The sequence below is a fragment of the Betaproteobacteria bacterium genome (genome assembly GCA_016194905.1).
In the GTDB taxonomy this organism is placed as follows: Bacteria; Pseudomonadota; Gammaproteobacteria; order Burkholderiales; family JACQAP01; genus JACQAP01.
In genome coordinates this window covers 20285-33636 of record JACQAP010000032.1, presented here as the reverse complement: position 1 = coordinate 33636, position 13352 = coordinate 20285, and the positions used below count along the sequence as shown (strand labels likewise).

General features: G+C 59.7%; 12 protein-coding genes and 1 tRNA gene. 3 read left to right on the top strand and 10 right to left on the bottom strand.

All coding sequences use genetic code 11. The features are described 5' to 3' along the window. The 4 genes from HY067_21645 to HY067_21630 form a co-directional block, all read right to left on the bottom strand. A partial coding sequence (locus HY067_21645) for a type IV secretion system DNA-binding domain-containing protein (protein ID MBI3530559.1) occupies positions 1-686 on the bottom strand: 686 nt, incomplete at its 3' end. Positions 687-728: 42 nt separating this feature from the next. After that, the gene (locus HY067_21640) at positions 729-1157 is read right to left on the bottom strand and encodes a hypothetical protein (GenBank protein MBI3530558.1); all 429 of its coding nucleotides are present in this window, start codon (positions 1155-1157) and stop codon (positions 729-731) included. Continuing rightward, positions 1144-1452 (bottom strand): hypothetical protein, encoded by a 309-nt coding sequence (locus HY067_21635; GenBank protein ID MBI3530557.1) that lies wholly within the window; start codon positions 1450-1452, stop codon positions 1144-1146. The genes HY067_21640 and HY067_21635 overlap by 14 nt, the downstream gene beginning before the upstream one ends. Before the next feature lie 306 nt (positions 1453-1758). Further along, a complete protein-coding gene (locus HY067_21630; protein ID MBI3530556.1) occupies positions 1759-1905 on the bottom strand; it encodes a hypothetical protein in 147 nt (48 codons plus the stop codon). Between the two features lie 1256 nt (positions 1906-3161). On the opposite strand from HY067_21630, the gene HY067_21625 reads away from it, so the two are divergent. After that, positions 3162-4451 carry an adenylate/guanylate cyclase domain-containing protein gene (locus HY067_21625; GenBank protein MBI3530555.1) on the top strand — a complete coding sequence of 430 codons (1290 nt, stop codon included), beginning with the start codon at positions 3162-3164 and terminating at the stop codon, positions 4449-4451. 592 nt (positions 4452-5043) lie between these two features. Beyond that, on the top strand, positions 5044-6246 hold the full coding sequence (locus tag HY067_21620) for an ABC transporter substrate-binding protein (GenBank protein MBI3530554.1): 1203 nt from the start codon (positions 5044-5046) through the stop codon (positions 6244-6246). A gap of 305 nt (positions 6247-6551) precedes the next feature. Here the strand turns inward: HY067_21620 and HY067_21615 are convergent. The 6 genes from HY067_21615 to HY067_21590 all read right to left on the bottom strand — a co-directional run bounded on the left by HY067_21615 (position 6552) and on the right by HY067_21590 (position 12057). Beyond that, positions 6552-6625 (bottom strand) — tRNA-Cys (locus HY067_21615). Between the two features lie 200 nt (positions 6626-6825). Beyond that, positions 6826-8307: a hypothetical protein gene (locus tag HY067_21610; GenBank protein MBI3530553.1), complete on the bottom strand. Its 1482-nt coding sequence runs from the start codon at positions 8305-8307 to the stop codon at positions 6826-6828. A gap of 495 nt (positions 8308-8802) precedes the next feature. Beyond that, entirely contained in the window at positions 8803-9477 is a 675-nt protein-coding gene (locus tag HY067_21605; GenBank protein MBI3530552.1) for a hypothetical protein, read from the bottom strand. 33 nt (positions 9478-9510) lie between these two features. Further along, on the bottom strand, positions 9511-10335 hold the full coding sequence (locus HY067_21600; protein ID MBI3530551.1) for a S8 family serine peptidase: 825 nt from the start codon (positions 10333-10335) through the stop codon (positions 9511-9513). Positions 10336-10805: 470 nt separating this feature from the next. Continuing rightward, complete coding sequence (locus tag HY067_21595; protein ID MBI3530550.1) at positions 10806-11468, bottom strand: zf-HC2 domain-containing protein; 663 nt, start codon at positions 11466-11468, stop codon at positions 10806-10808. Further along, positions 11440-12057: a sigma-70 family RNA polymerase sigma factor gene (locus HY067_21590; GenBank protein MBI3530549.1), complete on the bottom strand. Its 618-nt coding sequence runs from the start codon at positions 12055-12057 to the stop codon at positions 11440-11442. The genes HY067_21595 and HY067_21590 overlap by 29 nt, the downstream gene beginning before the upstream one ends. Positions 12058-12318: 261 nt before the next feature. On the opposite strand from HY067_21590, the gene HY067_21585 reads away from it, so the two are divergent. Beyond that, positions 12319-12834, top strand: a complete 516-nt coding sequence (locus HY067_21585; protein MBI3530548.1) for a glycine zipper 2TM domain-containing protein — start codon at positions 12319-12321, stop codon at positions 12832-12834. The last annotated feature ends 518 nt before the right edge of the window (positions 12835-13352 follow it).

Sequence of the window (13352 nt, the reverse complement as noted above, 5' to 3'; positions counted from 1 at the left end):
GCATGTTGCTTCGTGGATTTCTGAAAACACTGGGGCGGGAAATACAAAGTTTCGATGGAATTTACGAACACTAACAAGCGTGCGCTTGTTCGAAAACTGGCAGAACTGACGGGGCTGCCGGAACTGATAGTCCCGGAGCAGCTGGCGGAGTGCGAGGTCTCTTTGCGGACACAACATGGCTTTGAGGTTGTCGGCATGTAGCTCACACAGTCGTACGGAAGGCTCCGCTGAAAGCTCAAGGAAATCTGGGCGGCCCGTGCCCGTTTATAGTTGGCCAAGAGGACACGGGATCTGGCGCTCTTCAACTTTGCTATCAGCGGCAAGTGATCTGCGCGCCATCTCGTTAGGCGCCAGATTCGCAATATCGGGTTAGTGCGAAAGGCGAAAGCCATTCCCCGTTCGATCAGCATTGCGAATGGTCTTCCCGCCTCGATGGTGGGCAATTGCTGGCGGTCATCCTTGCCGTGACGGTAGTACACCTGCACGTACTCCCCACTCGGGTCGTAGAGGATTGCCCGGTCGCCACGTGCGCGGATCTGGTCGAGCAACTCCTTGATCGCCACGCCCTTGCCGCTTCCCGGCGCGCCGCACACAAGGATGTGATCGGTTTCGGTTTCGCGGAAGATCGGCACGCCTGCCAGCGTAAAGTCATAGGCCACCCTGGAGGCCTTGGCGAGCGCGATCACGGCCTCCGTGGAGGCGAGCGTCGCGCCGCGGATATGCTGATTTTAGGTGGCCGAACGGCCGATCTGCCGCAGGAAGAAGGCCGCCGTGACCATTCCTCCGATCGCGAGAAGCGCACCCAGCAATATGCTCTCCTGCAATCGCCGGGTGACGCTGTCATAGCTTTGCCATGTGTAGAGTTGAACCTGCGCCTTGGCTACCTGGATGCGTGTATTACTTCCATCCGGATTGGGAAGATCGGCGATCCGGCCACCGATCCCAAGGCTATTCCGGACGTGGTGCACCCGCAGCTTTCGATCGACAGATGTAGTGTTCTCGACAAGCCATAAGGCACCTGCCGCGCCACCGAGTAAGATTCCGATCGAGACCCAGAGAACGACGGCGCTGCTCCCCAGCTTGACCCAGTTGGCGAGGATCTCCGAGCCGCGGATCGCATCCGACCAGACCCGCGGCGTCTGCCTACTCTGCGCCATCGTTCTTCATCCTTTCGATCTCGTCTTTGGCCTGCACCTGGGCCTTCGGAATGGTGCCGTGCTCACGCGCCGCAGCGAGCGAGCGCAGGATATTTCGGGTCTCGAGCACCGCCTCGCACAGGCCCCAATAGGCCGGCGGAACGAGTGTCTGCATCGCCATTTCCACGCCCTCCAGGAGCAGTCCACGCTCGATCAGAAGACGATAGTAGTCGGCGTCCGCAACACCCTTGATACGCGCACGGCACGTGATCTCTTCCGAGAGTTCGTCTGGCAGGCGAAGGGTCTTGTGTCCCATCCGTCTCGCTCGATTATCCTGTCTCATGTGTCCGCCGAATTGCACGTCAAACAGCTGACGCGAAAGCATTTCGTTCTACGAGGTGTGTTCGCCTGAGAGCAGAGGGTGTGTTCGCCCTATGCCTTTGTCGTAATGGTATTTTCCGGCTCATCGCGAGAGTGCATCAGGTGTGACAAAAAATTACGGGGCCCCGCCGGTTTTATCGGCGGGGGAAACCCCCTTCACAGACCACCGTTGTCCACCCTTCGCAGGAATGGTGGCGCCCTCCTTCTCCTGCGCCCGGAGATCAGCGTCCTTGTCCATCACCTAGACGAGCGCGCGCTCGATCAGATCGGCGAGTTCGAGCGCGCCGCAATGCGCGCGGTAATGTTTCGCCCGCTCATGCACGTGGCGGGCAATCTTGACGCACAGAGAATCCAGTTCCTTCGGTGGTTCGAACTTGCGATTCGCCATGGCGTTCTTTCGAAATGGAATTGAGGGATGGTGACGGCGCCGACTGTAGTGACAGGCCTGCGAGGAGGAAACTCGCAGTTCTGCCAGGCATGGCAATGCCGGACGATGTTTCTTATGCGGCCTTGTAACGGCGTCGAGTATGCGGCGAGCGGCCCTATGGGACGAGCAGGAAGTGGGCATTCGATTGGTTTTGCGAGCGGCTGGAGTTCATGCAAAGTCATGATCTACGGCCGATCGCAACTATCTTGCGTCGGAGGCGCAGTCTGATCTTCGCGCTTCCGACCGAATTCTCACCGCCGGTGCAAGCGCGGGTTCTTGCGTGAGCACGGGCAATCCATACATTGCGACAGGAGCGCGAACTTCGCGCTCCTGTCGTTAGGCGTTTCGAAGTGAGTGTATCGATTTTCAGATGCGCGCCGGACCACCCGTTCTTTCAGCCGCGATACAGCTTTTGAATTTAGCCCTCTTGACGGGCGTATGGTACTGAACCGGCCAGGAACATATGAGACGGGCGCTCGTGCAGATTCGAGACGGCGAAGCAAACTCAAGAACGTGACGAATGACTCACATCAACCCGTAGCTGAAGATCACGATGGTCCGCTTTCAGGCATTCCAGCTGGGAGGGGAACTCAGTTTCCTCCGCATGTCACCTACCGAGCGCGCGGGCACCTCAACCGGAAGCTCACGGGTGAGGCCTCTGTAGCCGTGCCCCAGCTTGTGTCCGGCCAGCGCGTGAGCTTCTAGGTGCTCTGGCACTTATCGCTATGGGTGTCCACCCATCTTCAGTTGGCCGATAGCTGCGCTGTGCGGCGCTCGCAACAGCATGATCCCAAGATCACCGATTCCTTGCCCGCTACTCCGGTTGCTGACTCGACCACGCTTCCGGATCGACCTTCCGTCCCCACAAGCCAAACCAACACCTTGCATTGAGCGCGATTGGAACGTGTGATACGGTCAAATCTCTGATGCGTCCATTGATCTGATCTCTCCGCACCGAGGAGACCATAACGCTGATGCACGAGGGCACCGACATCATCGGCCGAAGCCACCAGATCAACTTCGAGGCCAACGCGTGGCTGGCGATCGCGAACATACTTGGGGCGCACAGCGACGCGGCCGGCGCGCGAAGCGCTCTGGAGGCGGCGCTAGCTCGGTTTTGCCAGAATGAGTGCGTGCCGGGTGTGCCAGTGGTGCAAAGGCCGCTCGTAGCGGCGCGCATCTCAGGCTGTGCGGCTGTGCTCGGGTAGGCTGGAACCGTGACCTTCCCGAGCGGTTGGGATCGGCGAAACTGGCTCACGCTGCGTTTCGTTGACGCGGAGCTCGAGCGATCGTACCGCGAGGCCGACCAGGTCCAGGGGGTTTGGCGGGCGCGAACGGCGAGTCTGCTCGCCGCGGTGGTATGGGTGCTCGTCGCCCTAGTTGGCCCCCCCGCGATCGGGGTCGCGCCCGGCCCGACCTGGCTGATTGCCGGTGCCATGACCGTGTTTCTTCTGGCGTGCGCCGTCGCCAGCCGCTGGGCGACGACGGAGTCTCGACGCAGCCTCATCGGACTCGGGCAGCAAGTGGCGGCTGCCGTGGCGGTCCTGGCGCTGACATTGGTGACGGGGACGTTCGCCACCTACGCGATGCCGGGCATCATGCTCACGGCGGTATTCGGATTCGCGGTGACGCGCCCGCCGTTTGTCGGGTCAATTGGGCTGGGGATCTTCTATTGCCTGAGCTTCGTCGCGGTCGCCGTCACGACGAGGCTCGGATTGGAGCTGACGCTGCAGGTTCTAGTCGTCGGCACTACCGTAGTCAGCTCCTCCGTGGGGGCGTACCTGCTGGAACGCTCGCAGCGCGAGGTGTTCGCGCAGAGCCGGCTCGTCGGTGCGCTGCACGAACGCGTCGATACGTTGCTGCGAACCTACCTTTCTCCCGACGTTGCCGCCTCACTGATCAACGATCCGGAGCGCGCCTCGCTGGGTGGCGTCGAGGTGGAGGTGACGGTTCTGTTCGCCGATCTCGGGGGGTACACGGCATTCTCGGAACGGAAATCACCGGCTGAGGTCATAGCGATGCTCAATGCAGCGTTCGGCGCCGCGGTGCCGATCGTGCTGGCCGAGTCCGGAGCGGTGGTGCAGTTCATGGGCGACGCCATGATGGCCATCTTCAATGCCCCCAAGCCGCAACCCGATCATGCCCTTCGGGCAGCTCGCGCGGCGCTGGCGATGCAGCGAAGGATGGCCGAGCTGCCCTTATCCGACGAGCGACCGCGCTTTCGGGTCGGGCTCAACTCCGGGCCCGCAATCGTTGGCAACATCGGCGCAGCGCAGATCCGGAACTTCTCCGCCATCGGCGACACGACGAACCTCGCCGCGCGATTGCAGACGTATGCCCACGAGGGCAGCGTCGTGATCAGCGCGAGCACCTATGACCAGATACGGGAGCATGCAATCGTGCGCGCCCTCGGCACGCCCGAGCTGAAGGGGAAGTCGCAGACGGTTGAGGTCTACGAGCTCCTTGGCCTACGGGAGGCCGCGGACTCGGGGAGCCCCCCTGACTGACATTGCAGTGCAGGTGCGAGGGGGCACGGTAATTGTCCACTTGCGCTGCTACGTCAACGACGGAGTGTTCGTTGCCGGCGAGGACGGGCGGGCAGGTCCAATTCTGCGGTGAGGCCGCCGCACTGACACCGGAAAACCTCTCCGCGCTACAGCAACAGGTGCGCGCTCCGTGCTGCGCTGGTTCGCCCGCGCCGGTCATCTCGACCTCGGCGATTCGGGCGACATGGCGCGTCGAGCTCACTGGCCGCTTTCGGGCAACGAATCTGGCTTGGTCAATGACCGCAGATGGCCGGTTTGCGACTTTGGGCATTGGCGCACCAGGAGCCCAAATGGGATTCGTACAACGTCGGACGTTATCCGGAGGACCCGTACAGTTATTGGCAGTACTCCAAGCGGTTCAGCCCGCTTCGGCCGCAATTCCAGTCCACTACGAGCGACGGCGCCCTGAAGAAACGACGCTGTATCAGTTGGTCCAGGAACACCTCGAAACCTTCTTGGCCCACGTCGAGGCGGAAACCAGGGCGGGCTTGCCCGACTTTGTCAAAGCTGAGGGTATAAAATCCGGCTGCGCGCGCGAAAAGGGGGAAGCAAGATGTATCGTCGCAGTCTGGCAGTTCTTAGCCTGCTCACGACACTCGCGGCCGGTGCAGTCCACGCAGAGAAGCGCTACGGGCCGGGCGTCACGGACACTGAAATCCTGCTCGGCCAGACCATGCCCTACAGCGGCCCGGTATCGGCCTACGGAACCTACGGCAAGGCCCAGGCCGCGTTCTTTCGTATGATCAACGAGCATGGCGGCGTTAACGGGCGCACGATCAAACTGCTCAGCCTGGACGACGGCTACAGCCCGCCCCGCACCGTGGAGCAGATTCGCAAGCTGGTAGAACAGGAGCAGGTGTTGGCGATCTTCAGTTCCTTCGGTACCCCCACCAACACCGCGATCGTCAACTATCTGAACCTCAAGAAGGTGCCACATCTGTTCGTCACGTCCGGAGCGGCGGAGTTCGCTGATCCGAAGACCTACCCGTGGACGATGGGCTGGCGCGTCAACTACGTGTCGGAAGCGAAGGTCTACGGCAGGTATTTGCTCCAAGTGCGGCCCGACGCGAAGATCGCGGCGCTGTACCAGCACGACGATTTGGGCAAGGACTACCTGCGCGGCCTGCGCGAAGGGTTGGGCGACCGGGCGGACAAAATGATCGTTGCCGAGGCCTCGTTCGAGGTGACCGATCCCACGGTCGACTCGCAAATTGTCACCCTCAAGGCCTCGGGGGCGGACACCTTATTCATATTCAGCTCGCCGAAGTCGGCGGCGCAGGCCATCCGCAAGACCTGGGAACTGGGTTGGCGCCCATTGCAGTTCGTCGGCAATCCGGCAGCGTCGGTGGCCACGGTGATGAAACCGGCTGGGCTGGAAAAGTCCGTCGGCATCATCAGCGGCGCCTTCCTGAAGGATCCGACCGACAGTCACTGGCAGAACGATGCGGGCCTCAAGGAGTGGTTAGACTTCATGAAGCAGTACTACCCGGAAGGTGACGTGACCGACTTGTACAATGTGTACGCCTACGCCACGGCGCAGACTTTAGTGCAAGTCCTCAAGCAATGCGGTGATGACCTTACGCGCGAGAACCTGTTGCGGCAGGCGGCCAACCTGAAGAACCTGGAGCTGCCCATCCTCATCCCCGGGATTCGGGTCAACACGGGGCCTCACGACCATTCGCCCATCGAGCAGATGCAGTTGCAGCGCTTCGACGGAAAGCAATGGGTGCTGTTCGGGGACATCATCACCCCGTGAGGCACCAGCGGAAGGCGCAACGCCGAACCCTCTTGCCCGGCGACAAACGCTATTCCGCCATGCGACGCAAATAAAGCGGAACCCAAGGCGCCACCTGGGTGGCATCCCCCTTGGGGATCAACAACACCATCCTCGCGGATCAATTCGCAGAATCACCCGCGTCGGGTCGCATTGCGCCCTTTTGTCTGACGGTCGCTGAAATTCCGCTGCGTATTCGAGCGCTTGGATCTTACAGTGCGGGTCACTTACCGACGAAAATCCGGGTCAGATCGGCGTGAAAATCAACAGACTGGTAAATTTGAGTTTGGAGGCGCGAGCCGGAATCGAACCGACGTACAAGGATTTGCAATCCTCTGTATGACCACTCTGCCATCGCGCCGATTTGTTTCGATGCAGAGAAGTTTTGCAGGCTGTCTGTTGGATTTGTAAAACATATAGCTACCAAACATTTCCACTCGTATCACCACTCAAAAGTACCTTGACGTACGCAGCGACTTCCGCGAGATTCGAGCTGTTCGATTAGCCAATCCTCATAGGGCAGGCTAGGCGCAGCCACGCGGCTTCCCTTTCTCGTTACTCTCAAAAAACCAGACGGACGCCGGTAAAGACCGCGTTCTCCACTGTCTTTTTGAGTTGTTCAGGGTCCGCGGGAACAGATCCCAGATCCTTTTCGCCATGCCGGTACTCCGCGATCAGTTTGAAGTTGTCGTAGAGGAAGTACTGCGCCCCTGCGACTATATCCCACAGCCTGGGATCAACCGGCCCGATACTTCCGCTCGCCCCGTTGATCACGATGCCCATGTCATCGTACCGATTGCCACGGATCCAGTCGTAGCGGCTATAGACCACTAGCTGGTTAAATGGCTTGACTTCCGCCTGTACAAACCCACCCCGCCATTTGGCTTCCTGTCCGAAACCAGTGGGGTTGCTGTCCTTTGCAAACAGGATCTGGGAGTAAAGGTTGACGTAAACGGGTTCATTAAGCGTCAACCTGAAGTCAGGCCCATAGCGCCGTAGTTGGTCACGATACCCCACCCCTGTGTCCGGGTTTGTGGTCAGGTTGTCCAGCGTATTCGCGCTGTAGTAGCTGAACCACCCGAGCGCCATGGTCGTGGTGGGCAGTTTATAAGTGAATGCCAAGCGGCCGAAGAGGTCCTTGGTGGTGTTGTTATCGCTGTTGATATTGTTGCCATTCACCAGTCCGACGGCGTAATCCACGGAAAGGTAAGAAACCTGGTGCAATGACGGCGTCGCCCGCCCGAAGGCCTGAACCCCAATCTGACCGTGGCTGAGCCGAAACTGATTCGATTCGAGTGTCTCACCGACTGCGCCCGGAACAGAGACCAAATCGTCAATCCCTTTCCTCGAGATCACGTCCAGCGCAGTTGCCTCGTAGACCAGGTAAGGGAAAAACGACAAGCGATGGATGGACGGGGAAAAGGCAGTGGGCAGCTCGATGATGCCACCCTTCAGGTTCACCAGGTCCGGCAAAACGAGGTTGTGGTAACTGATGAAGGCCAGATATGGGGCTTCACCCGACTCCGTCTTGGACTTTACGCCGTGCGCCCTTGCCTCAGGATCGAAGAACTGACGGGACTCTGTATCGGTCAGGGGCGCATCAAGGAAAAAGGCGAGATCTTTACCGAGGGGGGCACCGGCGAGCAATTTGAACTCGTTGAGATTGAAGCTGCTTTGCTGCCTCTTGAAGTCAGCTTCGGTGTTGGCATTTTTGCTGCCGTCCCCAAGGGTGTTATCGATCCTCGTAGCGTTGAATCCGGCAGTGGTACTAAGAGATAGGGGAACAGTACCCGGTAACTCCAGGCGCTCGCCTAGTTTCACCGGTGCGACCTGAGGGATTAGCGCCACCCCGTTGTATTTCCTAAACCCGGACACGCGGAATTCCTCCCCCGCGTCGTTCAACGCCGGGAACGCACTGTGGCAGGCACCGCACGCCATTCCATACATTCGCGCAAACGCGGGTATGGCCCAACTTTGATTCGGAAAAAGCAAGATCAGGCCAAAGCCAAATGCGATAAATTTCGAATAATCATGGAATCTCATCGCAGCCCTCTCAATGAAGCACAGGTCTTCCTCATGTCGCCTGAGGGTTAATTGGTAAGCATTAATTCCCGCTCGACCGTAACAGGTTCAAATCCCGGTCAATGTGAACCTTTCCGACTCGATCCGGAATTAACTAAATATTCGCAGATGAATCTGACCGGTGACTTACAGGCAAAAACTGGGCGACGCAGGTTTCCGGATTCTCAGAGCCTGAGATTCCCTTGCCTTTTGTGATGGACTCGGATCGCTTCCGCTACTTGAACTCGTAGCCGTCGTTGCCGATCTCAATGGTGTCGCGGCGGTGCGTACGATAGTGCGTTACCGAGTCCGCCAGCGTTGTGGCCGTCCTGGCATTGCCAACCGGCCGCTTCACTCGGAGAACGCGAGGATGATGGTGAGGATCAGACTGAACTGCTTTCTCGGTAACCTGACAGCGCCGCATTCCGGGCCGCTTCGCCTGCCGCTGCCCTTCTTTTCGATCACCCGATGTGCCCGTTAAAACCGCCGGGAAATCGAAACGAGTCCGGTGGTATTGCAGTGCCCTGTTCCGGCCGGACAGGGGTCGTGCTGCGCGGTGGTCCCCACAATGCTGAGCTCCAGCGTGAATCCTGTGACATCGATGGCGATGCCTGCCTTGAAATCTAACTGGGAGTGGTCCTGACCACCCGCCAAGGGCTGACGCGTCTGGCGGTGATCGAGATAACCGAGGTGGCCAGTTAGCGCTACCCGTTCGTTGAGCGGGCGAGACGCGTTGACTTCCAGATAAACGGTCTTGCCGCCCGCGCCGAAGTAGTCGTCGGAGTAGTAGAGCCTCGCGTTTACCGTGTCATATGAAGCACCAACAAACCCTTCAGTGTAGTCATAGCCACGTCCCATTGGGCTGTCCGGCAAGAGATACGTCACGACTCCGATTTCCCAAGATGCTTTCTCGTTAAACGACCGAGCATATCCCGCGTAGAGCTGAGCACCCAGGCCTGAATCAGCAGGGTCGATTCGAACGGTGGAGGCAAGTGCCCCCAGGAATAGTCCGCTGGAATGGTCGTAGTTGACCGCCGCCTGAAGCGCCGGCTGCCCGTCTGTCAACGACTCACCGCGGTAGCGATAATCGGACAACAATGCGACATGGCCGGAAACCTCTGCGGCGGCTACGCCCCTGACGAGCAGCAGCATCAAGAGGCAGAGGAGACAAGCTGCGCGCACCGATCAGGACGGTGGGGTGCCGACTTGTTGGTACGCGCGCCGATTCGCGGTGGCACCGCAACAATGACAATCGCGACTCGCCGAGACGCTGGCAAGCGCCGCGCAGGCATCGAGAGTAGGAGCGTCGCCAGCGGGCCCAGTCTGGCGCCTATGCTCGTGGAGGAGTGCGGATATGTCTCCGGGCTTCAGACCGGGAGACCTCTCCAAAAGCAGCGCGGCGATGCCGGTCACCTGAGCAGTGGCAAACGAGCTGCCGGATACGAATTCCCAGCTCGCGTTTAGCACGGTCGTCAGCACATGGTCACCGGGGGCAAGGATCGCGCGGTCGTGAGGATCGGGAGTACCGACTGAGGCCACGGCGATCACGTTTGGATGGGTAGCCGGGAAGCTGTCGTCAGGCGCAACCGGATCGATGGCACCGATGACCGTTACGCCCTGCTCGATGGCCTTATCGATGAGCCGTTCCAGGAGCCGGTCGCGCGGCCCGGCCAGGCTGAGATTAAGCACGCGCGCCTTGTGAATCAATGCGTATTGAATTGCCTTTGCCAGTGTAAAACTGCTGCATAGGGCGTCCCCGACTTCCTCGCTGGGCTGCCAGCATGCACGTAGAGGCATGAGCGTGGCGGCCGGAGCAACGCCCACGATGCCAATCCCATTGTCGGCCTTGGCCACGATGATGCCGGCCACCGCCGTTCCGTGCACCTCAGCGATGTACTCCGTGTCATCAACAAAGTTCTTCGCTGCAGAAAGCTGTCCCTCGAGATCCGGGTGATTCAAGTCGACGCCGGTATCGATCTGGGCGACTTTTACGTTCCTGCCGGTTGCCATCCGATGGAGTTGGTCGAGCTGGAGTAGCTTCGAGTTCGTTTGGAGCGAATAGTACGGATCGTTACGTTCTAATGCGTGAAATACTTGGACGGGCTGCGCGGACTCTACGCGAGGGTCAGCGGCCAAGCGAGTCGCAACTTCCACCGCAGCCTGGCCTGGCCCGACCTCTGCCAAGAAGCAGCGGACCCCGATAGCTGGCATGGGCCAATCACTCAGTAGTCTGAAGTCGTACTCGCGCGCAAGATCCCTGGCGGTCTTTAGCTGGCCCGTTGGGGCGGAACCGCTGCCGTAGGCGGGGAGGACGATAGACCCTGGACGGTAGTGACGCACCGCGGATTCCGTGAGCATCAGTAGAATTTGCCGGTCAGCGGACGTTGGTCTCGCTGAACTGTCCTGCCTGCGTGAATCCACGGTCGAACAACCAGCGCCGGAAACAAACGCGGCTGCAAGGATCAGCAGGGTAGTGACTTTCACTGGGGCGCCACGAACCGTTGCTGCCTTGGCTCGGCGAAGGTGACCAGGCCCTCTTGCCGCAGCTGTGCAACTAAGCGCTGCTGTTCGGCTGCGGCCACCTCTAATGTGTACGCTCCCTCGGGAGACGGGCCGTCCGTGATGCGCGCATGTAGGCGCAGGAGAAGATCGCGAAGCTCACGCTCCGGGCGCGTTGCATCGAACACGACCACGATTGCGGCGCGTTCGCTCGCCGGTGCTGCCGGCGCTCCCAACGTGTGGTAGTACCGTGGCGTGGGCTGGATCAGCATCGCGGAAGCCAATAGCGCCAGCACAACGAATTGGGCGATAACCGCACCCCGTAACCAGGGGCGCGTCTCCTTCCATTGCGCGGCGAGGGTGCACAGCAACCCTGTTGCGCTCGGGCCTCGCTCCATCTGACCAATGCGGGCTTGCAACCGGGCAAGCGCCTGCGTGACCGCGGGATCCGAGTCGTTATCAACGTAAACCGCCCGCAGGGTACGTAGGCTCTCCAGCTCGTGCCTGCAGGCGATGCACTCCGTCAAGTGGCGCTCGACTCCTGCTCGCTCAGCGCTATCGAGTGTGCCGTTCGCGAACCACGGGAGGAGTTCTACAACCTCGCTGTGTACAGGATCATCGAAGGGGAAGAGGCGCATCGTCACCTGACTCCTTTGCGCGCCCGATCAAAATAGCTTTCAGCTTGCGGTGCGCATAGAACATTCTGGTCTTTACCGTGTTAACCGGACAGCCGATGATCGTGGCAATTTCCTTATAGGCACAGCCGTGGTAGTAGGTCAGCTCAATGACGGCGCGCTGCTCTACCGAAAGCGCGGCCAGCAGACGTCTGAGCGCCAGACGGGATTCGCGCTCAATGAACTCGGTCTCCGGACTGTTAGCCGCCCCCGGCGCGTCGGCGTCGGGCAAGATCGCCACGGAACGGCTCTCACGCTTGAGCGCCTTCATGGCTTTTTTGTAAGCAATCGCAAAGATCCACGTGGACGCGAGCGATTCACCATTGAAGGTTGCTGCCTTTCGCCAAACAACCAGCATTGTGTCGTCGAGGATCTCGCCGATCAGCTGCGGTGCGCGCGTAGTCTGTTCGAGGAAGCGCGTGAGCCGTCGATAGTAGCTGCGGTATAGCAACTCAAAAGCGTACCGGTCTCTTCTCGCTACCCGACGCAGAAGCGCGACCTCGTCGTCGTTTGCTGGAAGCGGAGACGGACTTGGCAAATCGCGATTCCCAGGATGCATCTGGCCTGCCATACACTCAAAGTAGTTTATTCCCTGACTCTCAAGAAAGGTTCAATTCTCCTTTAAAGAAAAGTGAGCCTCCCTCCGGGTTCGAGGAAAAATACCGGTCAGAAATACTACAAGGATTCCCCGGCGGTATGGTTGGATTTCTTATCCTTAATGCCAACGTTACAAAATTCCTTGCAACGTTTTTCCCGCATCTGCGTTAGATAGCATGTTATGTGTTTCATTTCAGTCCTGATGCCGGAAAGGAGACGGAACGTGAAAAAAATCTCGATTGCACTCGGCCTGACGATGCTGCTCGCTCAAGTGAATGTTCACGCATTCGAAGCGATCGCCGCGGTCACCAGTGTTTCGCCCATCACCGAGCAAATCAACCATCCGGCCCAGCAATGCTGGACCGAAACCCAGCAGACGACTCAAGCCGCCCCGCAGCAACGCAACTACCTCGGCGCGATCATCGGCGGCGTCGCCGGCGGCCTGCTTGGCAGCACGGTAGGCCGGGGTAACGGCAGGATCGCCGCGGCCGCGGTCGGTGCCGGAGTGGGTGCCGTGGCCGGCGACAGCGTCGCCAACCAGAATGCCGATAGCCGCGGCACCATCACCACCACCACACCGGTGCAGCGCTGTCGCCAGGTGGACAACTTCGAGACCATCACCACCGGCTACTTGGTGTACTACGAATTCGACGGCCAACGCTTCTCCTCTCGGCTGCCCTACGATCCCGGCAAGGAACTGCGTGTAAACGTCTCGGTGGTGCCGAGCAGAGTGCGTTAACGTCGCCGCTCAAGCACAGGGGAAACCCGATGTGCTCGGCGCTCGGCAGCAATTCTCGCTTCGGCGCGGCGTAGTGGCCCAGTCTGTCTGTGATGATCGCGCGCGGAACGTACCGCAGACCCTTCGGTAGCTTGCGAAAGATTCGCCTGGCGGCAACGTTTGATTCTGGTGCAAAGTTGATTCAGATCCACTATTCATCGTATTCGATGGGCAGATTGATCCAATAGCCGTCGTAGCACGGTGAAGTGGTTGTACCAGAACCGTCACGAGCTACCGCCCTCGTGTCAGTGACCCGCTGACGCGGTGTGCTTCATCACCTGATGACGTAACCACGCCCTTCCAGACAGGCATTCGTCGCCCACGCGTAGTTCATAGACGCTGTCTGTGCCTGATCGCTCGATCCGTCTTGCGATGGAAGGTTCGGATCGTAGGCGGTTTGGCCGACCGCCCAGCCATTACATTCGTTACGATCTCTAGCTTGCTGCTCCTGACTCTGACCCTTGCTGGGATAAACGAAC

Excerpts from the sequence above, each read along its gene's own strand:
- HY067_21640 (MBI3530558.1), bottom strand. The coding sequence starts at position 1,157 with ATGGCGCAGAGTAGGCAGACGCCGCGGGTCTGGTCGGATGCGATCCGC.
- HY067_21635 (MBI3530557.1), bottom strand. The coding sequence starts at position 1,452 with ATGGGACACAAGACCCTTCGCCTGCCAGACGAACTCTCGGAAGAGATC.
- HY067_21630 (MBI3530556.1), bottom strand. The coding sequence starts at position 1,905 with ATGGCGAATCGCAAGTTCGAACCACCGAAGGAACTGGATTCTCTGTGC.
- HY067_21620 (MBI3530554.1), top strand. The coding sequence starts at position 5,044 with ATGTATCGTCGCAGTCTGGCAGTTCTTAGCCTGCTCACGACACTCGCG.
- HY067_21610 (MBI3530553.1), bottom strand. The coding sequence starts at position 8,307 with ATGAGATTCCATGATTATTCGAAATTTATCGCATTTGGCTTTGGCCTG.
- HY067_21605 (MBI3530552.1), bottom strand. The coding sequence starts at position 9,477 with ATGCTGCTGCTCGTCAGGGGCGTAGCCGCCGCAGAGGTTTCCGGCCAT.
- HY067_21600 (MBI3530551.1), bottom strand. The coding sequence starts at position 10,335 with ATGGCAACCGGCAGGAACGTAAAAGTCGCCCAGATCGATACCGGCGTC.
- HY067_21590 (MBI3530549.1), bottom strand. The coding sequence starts at position 12,057 with ATGCATCCTGGGAATCGCGATTTGCCAAGTCCGTCTCCGCTTCCAGCA.